This window comes from Geodermatophilus marinus, from assembly GCF_003428645.1.
GTDB lineage: Bacteria > Actinomycetota > Actinomycetes > Mycobacteriales > Geodermatophilaceae > Geodermatophilus.
Genome location: NZ_QVQH01000001.1, coordinates 447,874 through 465,109 on the forward strand (window position 1 = coordinate 447,874; position 17,236 = coordinate 465,109).

The window sequence follows — 17,236 nt, forward strand, 5'->3', positions numbered from 1 at the left end:
TCCTCCCCACCGGGAAAGGACCCCGTCCTCCCCACCCTGCGCAGGCTCAGGGCGGGACCCGGGACGGGGCCGCGGCGGGACCCTGGAGGGAGCCCGATCCCGACGCGGCGATCTCCATCCGCGGCCTGGTGAAGCGCTACGGCACGGCCACCGCGGTCGACGGCCTCGACCTCGACATCCACCGCGGGGAGATCTTCGCCCTGCTCGGCCCGAACGGCGCCGGCAAGACGACGACCGTGGAGATCTGCGAGGGGTTCCGCCGGCGCGACGGCGGTGAGGTGCGGGTGCTCGGCACCGACCCCGCGGAGGCCTCGCGGCGGTGGAAGGCGCAGCTGGGCATCGTGCTGCAGTCCGGCGCCGGGGACAGCCAGCTGACCTGCCGCGAGCTGGTCCGGGCGGAGGCCTCCTACCACGCCGACCCGCGCGACCCGGACGAGGTGCTGGAGCTGGTCGGGCTGACCGAGAAGGCCGACGCCCGCGGCCGGTTGCTCTCCGGCGGCCAGCGGCGCCGGCTGGACGTCGCCCTCGGCATCGTCGGCCGCCCCACCCTGCTGTTCCTCGACGAGCCCACCACCGGTTTCGACCCCGAGGCGCGCCGGCAGTTCTGGTCGTTGATCCGCTCGCTGCGCGACCTCGGCACCACGATGCTGCTGACCACCCACTACCTCGACGAGGCCGAGGCGCTGGCCGACCGGGTGGGCGTCATCGCCCACGGCCGGCTGGTCGAGGTGGCCGTGCCCGCCGCCCTGGGCGGGCGGGGCCAGGCCCCCGCGGTGGTCAGCTGGACCGAGGACGGCGTCCGCCGCACCGCCGACACGGCCACCCCCACCGCGTTCGTGCGGGAACTGGCCACCCGCTTCCCCGGCGAGGTCCCCGACCTGGCCGTGGCCCGGCCGACCCTCGAGGACGTCTACCTCCGGATGATCGGACACGAGCAGTGACCACGACGACCAGCCGCACCGACGTCGTCCTGCCGCCGCTGACGCGCGTCTACCGGTCCCGCGCCTCGGTCGAGCTCAAGGAGTTCTTCCGGCAGCGCGAGTCGGTGGTGTTCACGCTGCTGTTCCCGGTGATCCTGCTCGGCGTCTTCGGGGCGGTGCTCGACTACGACATCGGCGCCGGCGTCTCCTTCACCCAGTACTTCATGGCCGGCATCATCGCGGCCGGCATCCTCGGCGCGAGCCTGCAGAACATGGCGATCAGCATCGCCACGGAGCGCTCCGACGGCACGCTCAAGCACCTCGCCGGCACGCCCATGCCCAAGAGCGCCTACTTCATCGGCAAGGTCGTGCAGGTCCTGGCGGTGACCGTCCTCATCATCGTCGTCCTGCTCGCGGTGGGGGGGCTGGCCTACGGCGTCCCGCTGCCGTCGGGGAGCGACTGGGTGACGTTCGCGTGGGTCGCCGCGCTCGGCGCCGCGGCCTGCACGCTGCTGGGCATCGCCGTCTCGAGCCTGGCGCGCAACGGCCGCTCCGCCTCGGCCATGGTGACGCCGATCGCCCTCGTGCTGCAGTTCATCTCGGGGGTCTTCTTCCAGTTCAGCCAGGTGCCGACGTGGATGCAGACCATCGCCTCCCTCTTCCCGCTGAAGTGGATGGCCCAGGGCCTGCGGTCGGTCTTCCTGCCCGACGTGCTGGCCGCGCAGGAGCCGGCCGGCTCCTGGGAGCTGGACCGGGTGGCCCTCGTGCTCGGGCTGTGGTGCGTCGCCGGGCTGGTGCTGTGCGTGCTGACCTTCCGCTGGCAGGACCGGTGAGACGGTTGCGGTGACACGGCGGTCCTCCGGACCGCACCGCGGCCAGGTGCCGTCCCCGGCCGCCGCTGAGCCCCGGACCCCGGCTCCTCCTCGGGGGACCCTCCGGGCCCCCGCTCGTCGGACCGCACCGAGGCCACCCGTCACCGCGGCCAGGTGCCGTCCCCGGCCACCGCTGAGCGCCGCACGGGGCGGGGCCTCGGCATGGGCCGTCCCGGGGCGGGGCAGGATGACCCGGTGATCCCGCTCGACGCCGACGTCCTCCACGCCGCCCCGAAGGTCCTGCTGCACGACCACCTCGACGGCGGGCTGCGGCCGCAGACGGTGCTGGAGCTGGCCGACGAGCTCGGGTACCGCGGGCTGCCGGCCGACGACGCCGACGACCTGGCCCGCTGGTTCCTGCAGGCCGCCGACTCCGGGTCGCTGGAGCGCTACCTGGAGACGTTCGCCCACACCGTGGCGGTCATGCAGCGGCCGGACGCGGTGCACCGGGTCGCCCGCGAGTGCGCCCTGGACCTCGCCGCCGACGGCGTCGTCTACGCCGAGGTGCGCATGGCACCCGAGCTCGCCACCGCGGCGGGGACGCCGATCGAGGAGGTCGTCGAGGCGATGCTCGACGGCTACGCGCAGGGTGCCCGGGAGGCGGCCGCCGCCGGGGAGCCGATCGTCGTCGGCACCCTGCTGTGCGCGATGCGGCAGGAGGACCGCTGGGACGAGGTGGCCGAGCTCGTGGTGCGCTACCGCGACGCGGGGGTGGTCGGGTTCGACCTGGCCGGCCCGGAGATCGGCTTCCCGCCCGACCGGCACCCCTCGGCGATCGCGCTGCTCGACCGGGCCGGCGCCCACCGCACCGTCCACGCGGGCGAGGCGGCCGGCGTGGACAGCATCGTCGCAGCCCTCGACGGGGCGCGGGCCGAGCGGCTCGGCCACGGCGTGCGCATCGCCGACGACATCGCCGACGACGGCACGCTCGGGCCGGTCGCGCGGCGGATCCGGCATGCCGGCGTGCCGCTGGAGGTGGCGCCGTCCTCGAACGTCCAGACCGGCGCCTACGCCTCGCTCGCCGACCACCCGGTCGGCCGGCTGCACGCGCTCGGCTTCGCGGTCACGGTGAACACCGACAACCGGCTGATGAGCGGGGTGACGGTGACCTGCGAGCTGGCCGCCGTGGCCGCGGCGGCCGGGTGGGGCTGGGACGACGTCCAGACCGTCACCGAGCGGGCGCTCGACGCCGGCTTCGCCGAGGAGTCGGTGCGCCGGCGCCTGCTCACCGACGTGGTCCGCCCCGGCTACGCCGCCCTCCGGGACTGACCTGACGTGGCGGGGGCCACCCCTCGCTCGGGAATCCCGGCGTGACCTGCGCTGCTACGGTAGATGGGCCGGCACTCGCCGGCCATCCTCCCGGACGGTCCGTCCGGGCATGAGCGCATCCGTGCAGATCTGCAGCGTCTCCTGACGTCGTGATCGCCAGTGAGGACGCCGGTCGACGGTGTCCGCGCACCGCCACGGGACGCGCCCGAGAAGCATCGGAGTCCCACACCCGCATGACCACGTCCGACATCGTCGACGTCCAGACCACCCCCGAGAACGACCCGGCGACCACCGTCCCCGGGACCGCCCCCGAGCCGACCGGCCCCACCTTCGCCCAGCTGGGGCTGCCCCAGCAGCTGGTGACCGCGCTGGAGCGGCGGGGCATCCGACACCCGTTCGCCATCCAGGCCTCCGTGCTGCCCGACGCCCTCACCGGGCGCGACGTGCTCGGCAAGGCCGCCACCGGCTCGGGCAAGACCCTCGCCTTCGGCCTGCCGCTGCTGACCCGCCTGGGCCTCACGGCCCGCCGCGGCCCTCGCGCTCCGCGTGCGCTGGTGCTCGTCCCCACGCGGGAGCTCGCGCAGCAGGTCTCCGACAACCTGGCCCCGCTCGGTCAGGCCATCGGCGTCCAGTTCGCGACCGTGTACGGCGGCGCCTCGATGGGCCGCCAGATCTCGCAGCTGCGCCGCGGCGTGGACGTCGTCGTCGCCACCCCCGGCCGGCTGCAGGACCTGATCGGCCAGGGCGAGGCCACCCTCGCCGACGTCGAGGTCAGCGTCATCGACGAGGCCGACTTCATGTCCGACCTCGGCTTCCTGCCGGTCGTGCAGGAGCTGCTCGACCAGACCCGCCCCGACGCCCAGCGGTTGCTCTTCTCGGCCACGCTGGACGGCGAGGTCGACACGCTGGTCCGCCGCTACCTGACCGACCCCGCCCGCCACGAGGTGCGGCGCCCCGGGGACGACGCCCCGCCGGCCGAGCACCTGGCCTACAGCGTGGCCTTCCGCGACAAGGTCCCGGTGACCCAGGAGCTGGCCGCACGTCCGGGGCGCACGATCGTCTTCGCGCGCACCCAGCTCGGCGTCGACCGGCTGACCGAGAACCTGCGGGCGGCCGGCATCCGGGCCGAGGCGATCCACGGCGGCCTGCCGCAGGGCGCCCGCCGCCGGGCGCTGGAGGCGTTCACCGACGCCCGCAGCCCGGTGCTGGTCGCCACCGACGTCGCCGCCCGCGGCATCCACGTCGACGACGTGTCGCTGGTGCTGCACTACGACCCGCCGGCCGACCACAAGACCTACCTGCACCGCTCGGGCCGCACGGCGCGGGCCGGTGCCGGAGGCGTGGTCGTCTCGCTGCTCCTGCCCGACCAGGTGGGCCAGGCCAAGCGCCGCTTCCGCCAGGCCCGGGTCGAGCCGGTGGTCAGCCGGGTCCGGCCGGGTGACGCCCCGATCGCCGAGCTCGTCGCCAGCGGCGTGCACGTCGAGCCCGTGCAGCGCCCCGCGCGCGAGCACCGGCGGCCCTCCGGTGGTCCCGGCGGCCGTCGCCCGCGCCGGGACGGCGACCGCCCCCGCCGGCCCTACGGCGAGCGGCCGCGCCGGGACGGCGAGCGCCCGGTGGGGGAGCGCCCCGACCGTCCCCGCCGGGAGGGCGAGCGCTTCGGCGCCGACCGCCGGGGTGGCGGGGACCGTCGTCCGGGCGGCTACCGCGGTCAGGGCCGGCGACCCAGCCACACCTCCGCCGACTGAGCACCTGACTCGGCGCACCTGACGCGGCGCGCCTGACGCGGCGCGCCTGACGCGGCGCACCTGATGCACGGCAGCGGCCGGTTCCGGGACCCCCGGGGCCGGCCGCTGCCGCGCCGAGGGCCGGCCGCTGCCGCGCTGAGGGCCCGCCCCCGCCCCGTCGGTGATCATGGAGTTGTCGCCCCGGGACACGCCGGACCACCGCGAGTCGCGGGCGACATCCCCATGATCACCGCGGGGAGCAGCGGCGGGGAGCACCGCGGGGAGCAGCGGCGGATGCTCAGTCGCGGAAGACCAGGGTCCCGCTGACCTCGGTCACGACCTCGTCCCACAGCGGGCGCAGGGTGGCCGCCTCCTCCGCGCGCAGGGGGCGGTCCGGCTCGCTCTCCGCGCTCAGCGCCGCCCGCCCGAGCGGCTCGGTGGGCTGCAGCAGCCGCTCGACCCGGGCCAGGCGGGCGTACTCGGCGATGTCGCGGACGCCCTCCACCGGCTGGGCCAGTGCCCGGTGGTCGACCAGGCCCGGCGCCCCGTCGGCGACCTCGGCGAGCACCTCGGCCAGCTCGGTGAGGTCGTAGCGGTCCTGCTCGGCCGGGAGCGCGCGGGTCTCGGTGTCGGCGACCTCGGGCCAGGAGGTGATCTCGGTGAGGTCGTGCTCCTCGTCCCCGGCGCAGAAGCGGCGGAGGTCCTCGGGGGTGGGGAAGAGGAAGACCTCGCCGTCCCGGCCGAGGAAGCGGGCCCGGTCGTCGACGTAGCACCGCAGGGTCAGACCGGTGCCCTCGGGGACGACCAGCTCCACGGGGAGGATGCCGACCGACTCCCAGAACTCCGCGGCGGCGGCCACCTCGGCCGGGCCGGCGCTGATCCGGCCCGGGCGGGCGATGGCGCTGGTGCCGGGTGCCCCGCCGGCCGACTCGACCGCCGCCGGGCGCGCCGGCAGCGAGGCGGCGGTGGCTCCGGCCGGCCGCTCGTCGGCGTCCCCCGCCGTGCCGCCGCCCTCTTCGTCCTCGTCCTCGTCGTCCTCCTCCGCCGCCGGGTAGTCGGCGAGGGTGACGGTGCCGCCGCCGGTCCAGTCCAGGTGCGCGTCGAGCTCCTCGAGGACGTCCTCCCAGAGGTCGTCGAGGGCCGATCCGACGCCGAGCCAGGCGTCCTCGCCGGCGCGGCCGACGAACGCCTCCGGGCCGAGGCCGAGGGAGCCGATCTCCGGCTTGGCGACCAGGTCGGCGAGGGCGCCGAACTCCGTCCCCCCGTCGTCGGTCTCGTCCTCGTCGCCGTCCTCGTCGCCGTCCTCGTCCTCGGCGTCCTCCTCGTCCTCGGCGTCCTCCTCGGTGTCGTCCTCGGTGTCGTCCTCGGTGTCGAGGCACTCGGCGAGCCGGCTGACGATGTCGACCGTGGCCGCCAGCTCCTCGACCGCCCAGCGGTCGGGCTCCTCGGCAGCGACGTCGTAGACCGCGTCGAGGTCGTAGCGGTGGTCGTCGTCCGGGGTCAGGTCGGCCGCGCCGAGGCCCACCACCACCGGCCAGACGGGGTGGTCGGCGAGGTCGTGGTCGGTGCGGCGGCGGCAGAACGCCGCGAGCGCCGCCGGGGTCGGGAAGAGGTGCACCCGCGCCCGCTCGCCCTCCGAGGTGCCGAGGAAGGCCTGCCACTCCTCGCCGTCCTCCTCCCACGGCGGTGCCCACAGGGTGTAGCCGGTTCGGTCGTCGAGGGTGAGTGCGATGGGCACGATGCTGGGCCTGGCCACGGAGCCCATCCTGCCGTCTCGCCCCGGGAACGCGCCCCCGGGTTCCCCGGTCCGCGCGCCCCCGGGGCGGTGGGGGCGGTCAGGCGGGGACGCCCGCCGGGCGGCGACCGCGCTGGACGACCAGGACGCCGGCGATCGCGACCGCGATGCCGATGACCGGCGGGATGAACCACTGCGCCTCGTTGCTCCACCAGGCGGCGGACGCGGCGACGGCGTAGACCGCCACGTTGCGCCACTCGACGCCCGGCAGCTCGGCCGCGGCCCGCACCATCCCCCCGCGCCAGCGGGCCAGGAAGTCACCGATGATCACCCCGCCGAGCGGCGGGATCAGCACGCCCAGCCAGCTGAGGTAGTCGATCAGGTTGTCGTAGATCCCGGTGACCGCGAGCAGGGTGCCCAGGACGACGCCGCCGATGACGAAGGGCTTCTTCGACCGGGAGTTGGCGATCTCGGCTCCCGCGACGCCGAAGTTGTAGGCGGTGTTGTCGTTGGTGGTCCACAGGTTCGCGACGAGGAAGACCAGCCCCCAGCCGACGAGGCCGAGCTGGTACAGGACGAGGACGAAGTCGCCCTCACCGAACGACAGCGCGCCGATGGCGCCGAAGCCGAGCATGAGCAGCTCACCGATGAGGAAGGCGACCAGGCAGGCCCAGAAGCCCGCGACGGGGGTGCGGGCGAACCGGGTCCAGTTGGGCGCCTGCGTGCCGCCCGAGGCGAAGGTGCCGACGACGACGGTGACGGCGAGCGCGACCGTCATGGACCCGGTGGGCTCGATGGCGGCCAGGCCGGACCAGCCGCCCACCTCCTCCAGCGACCGCCAGGTGACCCAGCCGGCGAGCACCAGCATCAGCGGTACCGACACCAGCGACAGCGCGTACATGCCCTTGTAGCCGTAGTACGCGGTGACGCCCATGACCGCGCCGCCGACGACCATCAGCGCGATCTCGGCGCCGTCGCCCTCCCAGCCCAGCGCGCTCGCGGTGAGGCCGGCCAGGGTCGCCACGGTGACCCCGTACCACCCGACCTGCGTGCCGCCGAGCAGCAGCGAGGCCAGCTTCGAGCCGCGGGTGCCCAGGGCGTAGCGGCACATCATCACCGTGGTGAGGCCGGTGCGGGCCCCGATCGCGCCGATCACCGCGACGTAGACCCCGAGCACGGCGCTGCCGAGCAGCAGCACGCCGACCAGCGTCGCGAACGGGAAGGCGGTGCCCACCTGCGCGCCGGCCAGCATCGTGGGGGTGAAGAAGGTGAACCCCAGCAGGACGACGGCCAGGGAGAACAGCGACCGCCGGGCGGAGGCCGGGACGGGGTCGATCGGGTAGTCGGGGTCGACCGCCCCGGCGGCGCGGACCGCCTCGTCGGGGGCCTGGGCGCGGCTCATGCCCCGACCTCCGCCCCGTCGTCCTCGCCGATGTCCTCGAACCAGAGGTCCGGGTGCGCGGCGACGAACTCCGCCATCATCCCGGCGCACCCGGGGTCGTCCAGCACGACGACCTCGACGCCGTGCTCGGCCAGCCAGTCGTGGCCGCCGGAGAACGTCCGGGCCTCCCCGACGACGAGCCGGGAGATGCCGAACTGCCGGACCAGGCCGCTGCAGTACCAGCACGGCGAGAGGGTGGTGACCATCGTGGTGCCGCGGTAGGAGCGCTGCCGGCCGGCGTCCCGGAACGCGGCCGTCTCCCCGTGCACCGACGGGTCGCCGTCCTGCACCCGGCGGTTGTGGCCGCGGCCGAGCACCGCGCCGTCGCGGCCGACGAGCACGGCCCCGATCGGGATGCCGCCCTCGTCGCGCCCGGCGCGCGCCTCCTCGACCGCGAGCGCGAGCCAGGACCGCGCCGTCTCCTCGTCCAGCGGGACCGTCATCCCCGCCTCCCTCCCACCGGGTCCCGGCCGCGTGCCGGGACGACGGACCGAGGCTCGGGGAGGGGGAGGTCAGGTCACAATCCCCCGGGTGTCGACGATCGGTGCCGTGATCCACGACGTCGTGTCAGGGGGTGCGGGGTGGCGCTGAGCCTGGAGGAGTTCCTCGCGCTGGCCGCCGTCCGGGACGCGGACCCGGGGGTCGCGGTGGCGCCGGAGGCGCCCGGGACGGCGGTCCGCTGGGTGCACTCCAGCGAGATCTACGAGATCGGTCCGCTGCTGTCGGCCGGGGACCTCCTGCTGACCACCGGTCTGGGCCTGGCCGGCGTGGACGCCGGGGCGCGCCGGCACTGGGTGCGGGAGCTGGCCGGCCGCGGGGTCGCGGCGGCCTGCCTGGAGCTCGGCCGGTCGCTCCCGCAGCTGCCCGAGGAGGTCTCCGACGAGGCGCGGCGGGCCCGGCTCCCGCTCTACGTGCTGCGCCGGGTCGTGCCGTTCATCCGCATCTGCGAGGAGGCCAACGGGGCGATCCTGCACGCCGACGCCCGGCGGCTGCGGGTGGTCGACGCGGTCGTGGACGAGGTGCACGACGCGCTGGCCGCCGGGGGCGGCACCCCGGCGCTGGTCTCCTGCGTCGCGGCGGCGACCGGCGGCCCGGTCGCGCTGGTGACCCGGTCGGGGCAGGTGGTCGCCGCGGCGGGGGCCCGCGACCAGCGGGCCACGGACCGGCTGCTGCGCCGGCCGGCCGCCAGCGCCGTCGTCCGGCCGTGGGACGTCGACTGGGGGGCGGTGCTGCTGGGGGCGGGCCCCGGCACCGACGACGCGCTGCTGGACCTCCTGGCCGCCCGGGTGGCCAAGCTGGCCGCGGTCGCCGTCGCCCGGGCCGGCACCGGGTCCCCCGGCGACCCGGCCGCGGCGCTGCTCACCGACCTCCTCGCCGACACGGTGCCCGGGACGCGGGAGCTGCTGCTGCGGGCCGGGCTCGGCGACTTCCACCCACCGCCGGCCGCGCGGGTGGTCGGGCTGGCGGCCTCGGCCCCCGATCCCCGGCACGTGCTGGCCGGGTGGGCGCGGACGGCGCACGGCTGCGGTCTGGAGCTGCTGGCCGACCGGGTGCGCGGGGAGGCGCTGGGGCTGGTCGCCGTCCCGGCGGCCCCGGACCGCAGCGACCCCGCGGGGTGGCTGGCGGGCCGGCTCCCCGAGGAGGGCGCGGTGACCACCGTGGGCCCGGCCGTGCCCCTGGCCGAGGCCGGCCACTCGCTGCGCCAGGCCCACGCCGCGCTGCCCACCGCGACCCTGCTGGGCCGGGGCACGGTGCTGACCCGGGAGCTCACCCTCGCCCAGCTGCTCGGCCGGCTCGACGACCGGGCCCTGGGGCGGCTCGTCGACGACGCGCTGGCCCCGCTGGTCGCCTGGGACGCCGCGACGGGCAGCGACCTGGTGCGCACCCTGGCGGTGCACCTGCGCCACGGCGGCAACCGGACCCGCACCGCGGCGGCGCTGCACGTGCAGCGCCAGTCGCTGCACCAGCGGCTGCGCCGCATCGCGACCGTGCTCGGCCGGCCGGTCGACGACCCGGCGTCGCACGACGACCTCGTGGTGGCCACCACCGCGGCCCTCCTCCTGCACGCCCGCGACCGGCAGGGCGACCGGCCGCGCCGGCGCTGACTGCGAGAGGAGGGCCGTCACAGCCCGATCGGATGCCACACGGACTTGGTCTCGAGGAAGGGGGTCAGGCGGGAGGTGCCCGGGTCGGCGGTCCAGTCGGGCTCCTCGGACGGCGGGCGGACCACCCGCTTGATGCTCCCGGCCGCGAGGCGCTCGAGCTCCATGGCCCGGCCGGCGGGCGCGCCGGTGAGGTCGATGGCGTCGACGTCGTCGTGCTCGGCCAGCCAGGGTCCCAGCTCCGCGGCGTCGCCGGTGAGCAGGTTGACCACCCCGCCGGGGACGTCGCTGGTGGCCAGCACCTCGCCGAGGGTCACCGCCGGCAGCGGCCGCGCCCCGGACGTGACGACGACCGCGGTGTTGCCGCAGGCCAGCACCGGCGCCAGCACGCTGACCAGACCCAGCAGCGACGAGCGCTGCGGCGCGAGGACGGCGACCACGCCGGTCGGCTCGGGCGTCGAGAAGCCGAAGTAGGGGCCGGCGATCGGGTTGGCCCCGCCGAGGACGGCGGCCAGCTTGTCGGTCCAGCCCGCGTACCAGACCCAGCGGTCGATGGCGGCGTCCACGGCGGCCCGCGCCCGCGACGACGACAGGCCCTCACCCGCGGCGACCTCGTCGCAGAACTGGACGTGCCGGCCCTCCATCACCTCGGCCACCCGGTAGAGCACCTGGCCGCGGTTGTAGGCGGTCGCGCCGGACCACTTCCCGAAGGCGGCGCGGGCGGCGACGACGGCGTCCCGGGCGTCCTTGCGGCTGGCGCGCGCGGCGTTGGCGAGGAAGTGGCCCCTGGTGTCGGTCACCTCGTACGTGCGGCCGGACTCCGAGCGGGGGAAGGCGCCGTTCACGTACAGCTTGTAGGTCTTGCGGACCGCCAGACGGTCGCTCATCGGGCGTCGGCCCCCGTCCCACCGGGGAGCTCCCGCGCGCGCTCCGCTCCTCGCTCGCCGGCGCTCGCTGCGATGCTCACTTGCTGTCAGCTCCCGTCAGGTACGCGGCCAGACCCTGCCGGCCGCCCTCGCGGCCGTAGCCGGACTGCTTGTAGCCGCCGAAGGGCGACGTCGGGTCGAACTTGTTGAACGTGTTGGCCCAGACCACCCCGGCGCGCAGCCGGTCGGTGATCGCGAGGATCCGCGACCCCTTCTCCGTCCAGATGCCGGCCGACAGGCCGTAGGTGGTGTTGTTCGCCTTTGCCACCGCCTCGTCCGGCGTCCGGAAGGTGAGCACCGAGAGGACCGGGCCGAAGACCTCGTCGCGGGCGATGCGGTGGGCGGGGGAGACCTCGGTGAAGACGGTCGGCGGGAACCAGAACCCGCGGTCGGGCAGCGCGCACGCCGGCTGCCAGCGCTGCGCGCCCTCCGCCTCCCCGATCTCGGACAGCTCGCGGATCCGGGCGAGCTGCTCGGCGGAGTTGATCGCCCCGATGTCGGTGTTCTTGTCCAGCGGGTCGCCGAGGCGCAGGGTGCCGATCCGCCGCTGCAGGCGCGCGATGACCTCGTCGTGCACGTTCTCCTGCACCAGCAGCCGGGAGCCCGCGCAGCACACGTGGCCCTGGTTGAAGAAGATGCCCTGGACGATCCCCTCGACGGCCTGGTCGACCGGGGCGTCGTCGAAGACGATGTTGGCCGCCTTGCCGCCCAGCTCCAGCGTCAGCTTCTTGCGGGTGCCGGCCACGGCGCGGGCGATCGAGCGGCCGACCTCGGTGGAGCCGGTGAACGCGACCTTGTCGACGTCCGCGTGCTCGACGACGGCCCGGCCGGTCTCGCCGGCGCCGGTGACGACGTTCACCACGCCCGCCGGCAGGTCGGCCTGCCGGCAGACCTCGGCGAACAGCAGCGCGGTCAGCGGGGTGGTCTCGGCCGGCTTGAGGACGACGGTGTTGCCGGTGGCCAGCGCGGGGGCGATCTTCCACGCCAGCATCAGCAGCGGGAAGTTCCACGGGATGACCTGGCCGGCCACGCCCAGCGGCCTCGGGCCGGGCCCCAGCCCCGCCCAGTCCAGCTTGTCGGCCCAGCCGGCGTGGTATAAGAAGTGCGCCGCGGCGAGGGGCACGTCGACGTCGCGGGACTCCCGGATCGGCTTGCCGTTGTCCAGCGTCTCCAGGACGGCGAACTCCCGGGCCCGCTCCTGCAGCAGCCGGGCGATCCGGAACAGGTACTTGCCGCGGTCGGCCGGGCGCATCGGCCCCCAGGTGCGGGTGAACGCGCGCCGGGCGGCCTTCACGGCGCGGTCGACGTCGGCCTCGGTGCCCACCGCGACCTCGGAGAGGACCTCCTCGGTGGCCGGGTTCACCGTCTTCATGGCCTCGCCGGTGCCGTCGACGAACTCGCCGTCGACGAACAGGCCGTAGGAGGGCGCGATGTCGACGATGGAGCGCGACTCGGGTGCGGGGGCGTACTCGAACGCGGGGCTGGGCTGGGCGGGTGCGGTCATGGTCAGTCGACGCTCACGTGGTCGGGGCCGGAGTAGTGGCCGGTGCGCAGCTTCTGCCGCTGCAGGAGCAGGTCGTTGAGCAGGCTGGAGGCGCCGAAGCGGAACCAGTCGGGGGAGAGCCAGTCGGGGCCGGCGACCTCGTTGACGAGGACGAGGTGCTTGACCGCGTCCTTCGTCGTCCGGATGCCGCCGGCGGGCTTGACGCCGACCTGGCGGCCGGTGGCGGCGCGGAAGTCGCGGACCGCCTCCATCATCACCAGGCAGACCGGCAGGGTCGCCGCGGGGGAGACCTTGCCGGTGGAGGTCTTGATGAAGTCGCCGCCGGCCAGCATCGCCAGCCAGGAGGCGCGGCGGACGTTGTCGAGGGTGACCAGCTCGCCGGTCTCGAGGATGACCTTCAGGTGGGCCTCGCCGCAGGCCTCCTTCACCGCGACGATCTCGTCGAAGACGTCGAGGTAGCGGCCGGCGAGGAAGGCGCCGCGGTCGATGACCATGTCGATCTCGTCGGCGCCGTTGGCCACGGCGTCCCGCACGTCGGCGAGCTTGACCGCGCGCGAGGCGCGGCCGCTGGGGAAGGCGGTGGCGACGGCGGCGACGTGGATGCCGGTACCCGTCAGCGCCTCGCGGGCGACCCCGGCGAGGTCGCCGTAGACGCAGACGGCCGCGACCCGCGGCGTCGACGGGTCGGTCGGGTCGGGCTGCCGGGCCTTGGCCGCCAGGCTGCGCACCTTGCCGGGGGTGTCGGCGCCCTCGAGCGTGGTGAGGTCGACCATCGAGATCGCGGTGTCGATCGCCCACGCCTTCGCGGTGGTCTTGATCGAGCGGGTGCCCAGCACGCCCACCCGGGCCTCGGCGCCGACCTGGTCGACGCCCGGCAGGCCGTGCAGGAAGGCCCGGAACGCGGCCTCGGACCGCGTCGCGTCGCCGAACGGCGGCGGGGGTTCCCGCCGTGGCGCGGCGTCCGCGGCCGCCGCCTGGGGGTCGAGCAGGTGGGTCATGCCCGCATTCTCCCCCGCAGCCGGCCCCGGCCCGTCGGCGCTTCCCCCCGGGGAGCGATGAGTCCACCCCCGCGGCGGGGTCCTCAGCAGTGCCCGTTCCCGCGCGCCCCCGGTGGAGGACCCGTGAGCCGACCCCGCGTCCGCATGCTCCCCGAGGTGGCCGCCCAGCGACGGGCCCTCGCCGACCTGCTGGACGACCTGCACGCCCGGGAGTGGGCGGTCCGGTCGCTGTGCGCGGCCTGGACCGTGCACGAGGTGCTGGCCCACCTCACCCTCTCCACCCGCCAGTCGACGGCGGCCACGCTGCTGCGGGTGCTGCGGGCGGGAGGCAGCTTCGAACGTGCCGACGCCCGCTGGGCGCAGGAGCGGGCGGCCGCCTTCCCCCCGGCGGCACTGGTCGCGCAGCTCCGCGAGACCGCGGACGCCGACCGGCGCCTGGGGCTCTCCAGCCCCTGGGACCCGCTGGTCGACGTCCTCGTCCACGCGCAGGACGTCGTCCGGCCGCTCGGGCGCGCGCTGCCCACGCCGCCGGACCTCGCCGTCGCGGGCCTGCGGCACGTGTGGTCCAACGTCTTCTACGGCCGGCCGGAGCGGCGGTTCCGCGGGCTGCGCCTGGTCGCCACCGACGGCGACTGGGACGCCGGCGAGGGCCCGGAGGTCCGGGGCGCGGCGGGGGAGCTGCTGCTGCTGGCCACCGGCCGCCCGCGGTCGGCGGTCGACGTCTCCGGGCCGGGCGCCCCCCGGGTGACCGACCGGCTCGGGCCCTGATCACCGCGCCGGCGGCGGTTACGGTGTGCGCCGTGAAGCTGACCGTCGTCGACCACCCGCTGGCCCGTGCCCGACTGACCCGCATGCGGGACGAGCGGACCGACAACGCGGCCTTCCGGGCGGCGTTGCGCGAGCTCACCCAGATGCTGGTCTACGAGGCCACCCGCGACCTGGCGGTCGCCGAGGAGCCGATCACCACCCCGGTGACGGCCACGACCGGCTACCGGCTGGCCGCGCCGCCGCTGATCGTGCCGGTGCTGCGGGCCGGGCTGGGGATGGCCGACACCGCGCACGGGATGCTGCCGGAGTCGCAGATGGGCTTCGTCGGGTTGGCCCGCAACGAGGAGACCTTCCAGCCCGAGGCGTACATGGCCTCGCTGCCGGAGACGCTGGTCGACCGGCACGTGTTCGTCCTCGACCCGATGCTGGCGACGGGCGGCTCGCTGGTGCACTGCTGCGGGCTGCTGACCTCCCGCGGCGCCACGGCGATCACCGTGCTCTGCGCGCTGGCCGCGCCCGAGGGCCTGCGCCGGCTGGAGGAGAGCGGGCTGCCGCTGCGGGTGTTCACCGCCTCGGTCGACGAGGGGCTCAACGAGAAGGCGTACATCGTGCCGGGCCTCGGGGACGCCGGTGACCGGCAGTTCGGGGCGGTCTGACCGTGCGCTTCGGGGTGCTCGGTACCGGCTACTGGGCCAAGCACGTGCACGCCGCGGCGCTGGCGGAGCACCCGACGGCGTCCCTGGCCGGGGTCTGGGGGCGTGACCCGGCCAAGGCGGAGGCGGTCGGGGCGGAGTTCGACGTCCCCGGCTACGACGACCTCGACGCGCTGCTCGACGTCGTCGACGCCGTGGCGGTCGCCGTCCCGCCGGACGTGCAGGTGGGGCTGGCCGAGCGCGCCGCGGCGGCGGGCAAGCACCTGCTGCTGGAGAAGCCGATCGCGCTGACCCCGGCGGACGCCGACCGGGTGGTCACCGCGGTCCGCGATGCGGGCGTGGCCTCGGTGGTGTTCTTCACCTTCCGGTTCCAGGCGGCCACCCAGACCTGGCTGACCCAGGCGGGGCGCACCCGGCTGGCCGGCGGTGCCGGCTCGTGGCTGAGCGCGCTGGCCGGCAGCCCCTTCGACTCGGCCTGGCGGCGGCAGCACGGCGCGCTGTGGGACATCGGGCCGCACGCGCTGTCGCTGCTGGTGCCGGCGCTCGGGCCGGTCGAGGCGGTGCAGGCCTCCGCCGGGCTGGGCGACACGGTGCACCTGCTGCTGCGGCACCCCCGCGGGGTCGCCTCGACGGTGACGCTGTCGCACACGGTCGCGGAGATGTCGACCGGCATCGAGTTCTTCGTGCACGGCGACGCCGGCCGGCTGGTGCTGCTCCCGCAGACCGACGCGGCCCCGGCCGCGCTGTCGGTGGCGGTGGACGAGCTGGCGGCCGCAGCGATGACCGGCGGCAGGCACCCCTGCGACGTCGGGTTCGGCCGGGACGTGGTGGCCGTGCTCGCCGCGGCGCAGCAGGCGCTGGAGACCGGACGCCGGGAGGCCGTGGCCTCCTGACGCGGCCGGTCAGCCGGCCTCCCGCGCGTGGCGCAGCAGGACGACGCCGTTGCCGAGCGTCCGGGTCTCGACGAGCCGGAGGTCCGTGCGGCCCTCCGCCTCGGCGAAGAGGGGGCGGCCCTTGCCGAGCAGCACGGGGTGGACGTAGATCTGGTACTCGTCGACCAGGCCGAGCCGGCGGAACTCCGTGGCGAGCTCGGCGCCGCCGACCGCCATGTCGCCGCCCGGCTGCGCGGCCAGCTCCCGGATCCGGCCGGCGTCGACCTCCCGGACCAGCTCGGCGTTCGGCCCGACCTGCTGCAGCGTCCGGGAGAAGACGAGCTTGGGCGTCTCCCGCCAGATGCGGGCGAACTCGACCATGGGCCCGGTGCTGGCCGGATCGGCGTCGGCCGTGGGCCAGAAGGCCTCCATCAGCTCGTAGCTCCGCCGTCCCTCCAGGAACGCGCTCATCGCGCCGAGCTCCTCGTTGAAGTGCTCGTGCAGCTCGTCGTCGACCCGGTGCCAGCCGATGTCGCCGTCCGGGCCCTCGAAGAACCCGTCGAGGGACACGGACATCTGCAGGACGATCTTCCTCATGGCTGGTCTCCTCTCCGGGAGGGAGACCGCCGCGCGGGCCGGAAGTGATCGGTGCCGGGCCCGTCAGTCGTGCGGGTTGGTGAGCACCGGACGGGCCTCCAGCACGTCGAAGGTGACCGGCGGGCCGTCGGTGGTCGTGGTGCCCGGGACGTCGGCGCTCGCCCCGCCGTCGACGCTGAAGGTGCCGCTCCAGGTCGTGGTCAACGAGGCGGTGTAGCTGCCGCCGGCGTAGTCGTGGGTCACGGTGTGGGCCGGGTAGGGCGCGCCGGGGTCGGTGGAGGTCAGGACGGTGCCGTCGCCGGTGTGCCAGGCGAAGGCGCTCGCCGTGGCGACGATGTCGACGGTGAAGCCGCGGATGTCCACGGTGAAGGTCTGGGTGGTCGGGCTGTCGGTGTAGAAGATGACCGGCAGCCCGACGAGGGCGTCGCCGGGGGGCTGCTGCTGGGTGACGAGCTCGGGCAGCGGCAGGGTCTGGAAGTAGCGGTACACCTCGCCGGGCGATGGTGGCGGGTTCAGCGCGGTGATGTCGACGCAGGCCCGCGCAAGCGGCAGCCAGTCACCCACCGGGGTGCCTGCAGGTGTCCCGGGCAAGGGGTTGAATCCATCGATAGTCGTCCCGTCGGCAAGAACTAACCGTCGCCGTTCAACCACCATGACGAGAACAACCCGTTCGGGCGGGGCAGCGCATAGCGCGTCATCGTCGGGACGACACATCCCGCCCGCGGCAGTGAGCCTTTCCCAGTAGCGGGCGGCTGGCAGGGCGGGCCGGACACGCCGACGCGCGCGAGGTGACGGGAGGAAGCGCAGGACCTCGGTAGGAGGGACGTCTTCTCACAGACCGTCTTCCCCACCCGA

The 17,236-nt window shown here is 75.4% G+C and carries 16 protein-coding genes; 8 read left to right on the top strand and 8 right to left on the bottom strand.

What is annotated here, in order from left to right:
• Window positions 1-128 precede the first annotated feature (128 nt).
• From D0Z06_RS02245 to D0Z06_RS02260, 4 genes are all read left to right on the top strand, one after another.
• On the top strand, window positions 129-941 hold the full coding sequence (locus D0Z06_RS02245; RefSeq protein ID WP_233517382.1) for an ABC transporter ATP-binding protein: 813 nt from the start codon (window positions 129-131) through the stop codon (window positions 939-941).
• On the top strand, window positions 938-1,753 hold the full coding sequence (locus D0Z06_RS02250) for an ABC transporter permease (RefSeq protein WP_233517383.1): 816 nt from the start codon (window positions 938-940) through the stop codon (window positions 1,751-1,753). Before D0Z06_RS02245 ends, D0Z06_RS02250 begins: the two co-directional genes overlap by 4 nt.
• Window positions 1,754-1,987: 234 nt before the next feature.
• The gene (locus D0Z06_RS02255) at window positions 1,988-3,061 is read left to right on the top strand and encodes an adenosine deaminase (RefSeq protein ID WP_233517384.1); all 1,074 of its coding nucleotides are present in this window, start codon (window positions 1,988-1,990) and stop codon (window positions 3,059-3,061) included.
• A gap of 233 nt (window positions 3,062-3,294) precedes the next feature.
• Window positions 3,295-4,806, top strand: a complete 1,512-nt coding sequence (locus D0Z06_RS02260) for a DEAD/DEAH box helicase (RefSeq protein ID WP_117375722.1) — start codon at window positions 3,295-3,297, stop codon at window positions 4,804-4,806.
• Window positions 4,807-5,083: 277 nt separating this feature from the next.
• Here D0Z06_RS02260 and D0Z06_RS02265 read toward each other — a convergent pair whose 3' ends face one another.
• From D0Z06_RS02265 to D0Z06_RS02275, 3 genes are all read right to left on the bottom strand, one after another.
• Window positions 5,084-6,541, bottom strand: a complete 1,458-nt coding sequence (locus D0Z06_RS02265; protein ID WP_117375723.1) for a hypothetical protein — start codon at window positions 6,539-6,541, stop codon at window positions 5,084-5,086.
• 79 nt (window positions 6,542-6,620) lie between these two features.
• Window positions 6,621-7,922: a cytosine permease gene (codB, locus tag D0Z06_RS02270; protein WP_117375724.1), complete on the bottom strand. Its 1,302-nt coding sequence runs from the start codon at window positions 7,920-7,922 to the stop codon at window positions 6,621-6,623.
• On the bottom strand, window positions 7,919-8,404 hold the full coding sequence (locus tag D0Z06_RS02275; RefSeq protein ID WP_117375725.1) for a nucleoside deaminase: 486 nt from the start codon (window positions 8,402-8,404) through the stop codon (window positions 7,919-7,921). The genes codB and D0Z06_RS02275 overlap by 4 nt, the downstream gene beginning before the upstream one ends.
• A 138-nt stretch (window positions 8,405-8,542) precedes the next feature.
• On the opposite strand from D0Z06_RS02275, the gene D0Z06_RS02280 reads away from it, so the two are divergent.
• Entirely contained in the window at window positions 8,543-10,066 is a 1,524-nt protein-coding gene (locus D0Z06_RS02280; RefSeq protein WP_117375726.1) for a PucR family transcriptional regulator, read from the top strand.
• 17 nt (window positions 10,067-10,083) lie between these two features.
• Here the strand turns inward: D0Z06_RS02280 and D0Z06_RS02285 are convergent, their stop codons facing one another.
• From D0Z06_RS02285 to deoC, 3 genes are all read right to left on the bottom strand, one after another.
• Window positions 10,084-10,950 carry an aldehyde dehydrogenase family protein gene (locus tag D0Z06_RS02285; protein ID WP_117375727.1) on the bottom strand — a complete coding sequence of 289 codons (867 nt, stop codon included), beginning with the start codon at window positions 10,948-10,950 and terminating at the stop codon, window positions 10,084-10,086.
• A 76-nt stretch (window positions 10,951-11,026) separates the two neighbouring features.
• Window positions 11,027-12,493 (bottom strand): aldehyde dehydrogenase family protein, encoded by a 1,467-nt coding sequence (locus tag D0Z06_RS02290; RefSeq protein ID WP_117375728.1) that lies wholly within the window; start codon window positions 12,491-12,493, stop codon window positions 11,027-11,029.
• A gap of 2 nt (window positions 12,494-12,495) precedes the next feature.
• Window positions 12,496-13,491: a deoxyribose-phosphate aldolase gene (gene deoC / locus D0Z06_RS02295; RefSeq protein ID WP_117375729.1), complete on the bottom strand. Its 996-nt coding sequence runs from the start codon at window positions 13,489-13,491 to the stop codon at window positions 12,496-12,498.
• A 123-nt stretch (window positions 13,492-13,614) separates the two neighbouring features.
• Here deoC and D0Z06_RS02300 point away from each other — a divergent pair, with 123 nt between their 5' ends.
• Genes D0Z06_RS02300 through D0Z06_RS02310 form a run of 3 tightly spaced genes read left to right on the top strand, consistent with a single transcriptional unit; the run spans window position 13,615 to window position 15,805 of the window.
• On the top strand, window positions 13,615-14,259 hold the full coding sequence (locus tag D0Z06_RS02300) for a maleylpyruvate isomerase family mycothiol-dependent enzyme (protein WP_199522065.1): 645 nt from the start codon (window positions 13,615-13,617) through the stop codon (window positions 14,257-14,259).
• A 32-nt stretch (window positions 14,260-14,291) separates the two neighbouring features.
• The gene (gene upp, locus D0Z06_RS02305) at window positions 14,292-14,915 is read left to right on the top strand and encodes a uracil phosphoribosyltransferase (RefSeq protein WP_117375731.1); all 624 of its coding nucleotides are present in this window, start codon (window positions 14,292-14,294) and stop codon (window positions 14,913-14,915) included.
• Between the two features lie 2 nt (window positions 14,916-14,917).
• Window positions 14,918-15,805, top strand: a complete 888-nt coding sequence (locus tag D0Z06_RS02310) for a Gfo/Idh/MocA family protein (RefSeq protein ID WP_117375732.1) — start codon at window positions 14,918-14,920, stop codon at window positions 15,803-15,805.
• Window positions 15,806-15,814: 9 nt separating this feature from the next.
• Here D0Z06_RS02310 and D0Z06_RS02315 read toward each other — a convergent pair whose 3' ends face one another.
• On the bottom strand, window positions 15,815-16,381 hold the full coding sequence (locus D0Z06_RS02315; protein WP_117375733.1) for a dihydrofolate reductase family protein: 567 nt from the start codon (window positions 16,379-16,381) through the stop codon (window positions 15,815-15,817).
• A 63-nt stretch (window positions 16,382-16,444) separates the two neighbouring features.
• Window positions 16,445-16,945 (bottom strand): hypothetical protein, encoded by a 501-nt coding sequence (locus D0Z06_RS02320; RefSeq protein WP_199522066.1) that lies wholly within the window; start codon window positions 16,943-16,945, stop codon window positions 16,445-16,447.
• Window positions 16,946-17,236: the final 291 nt, after the last annotated feature.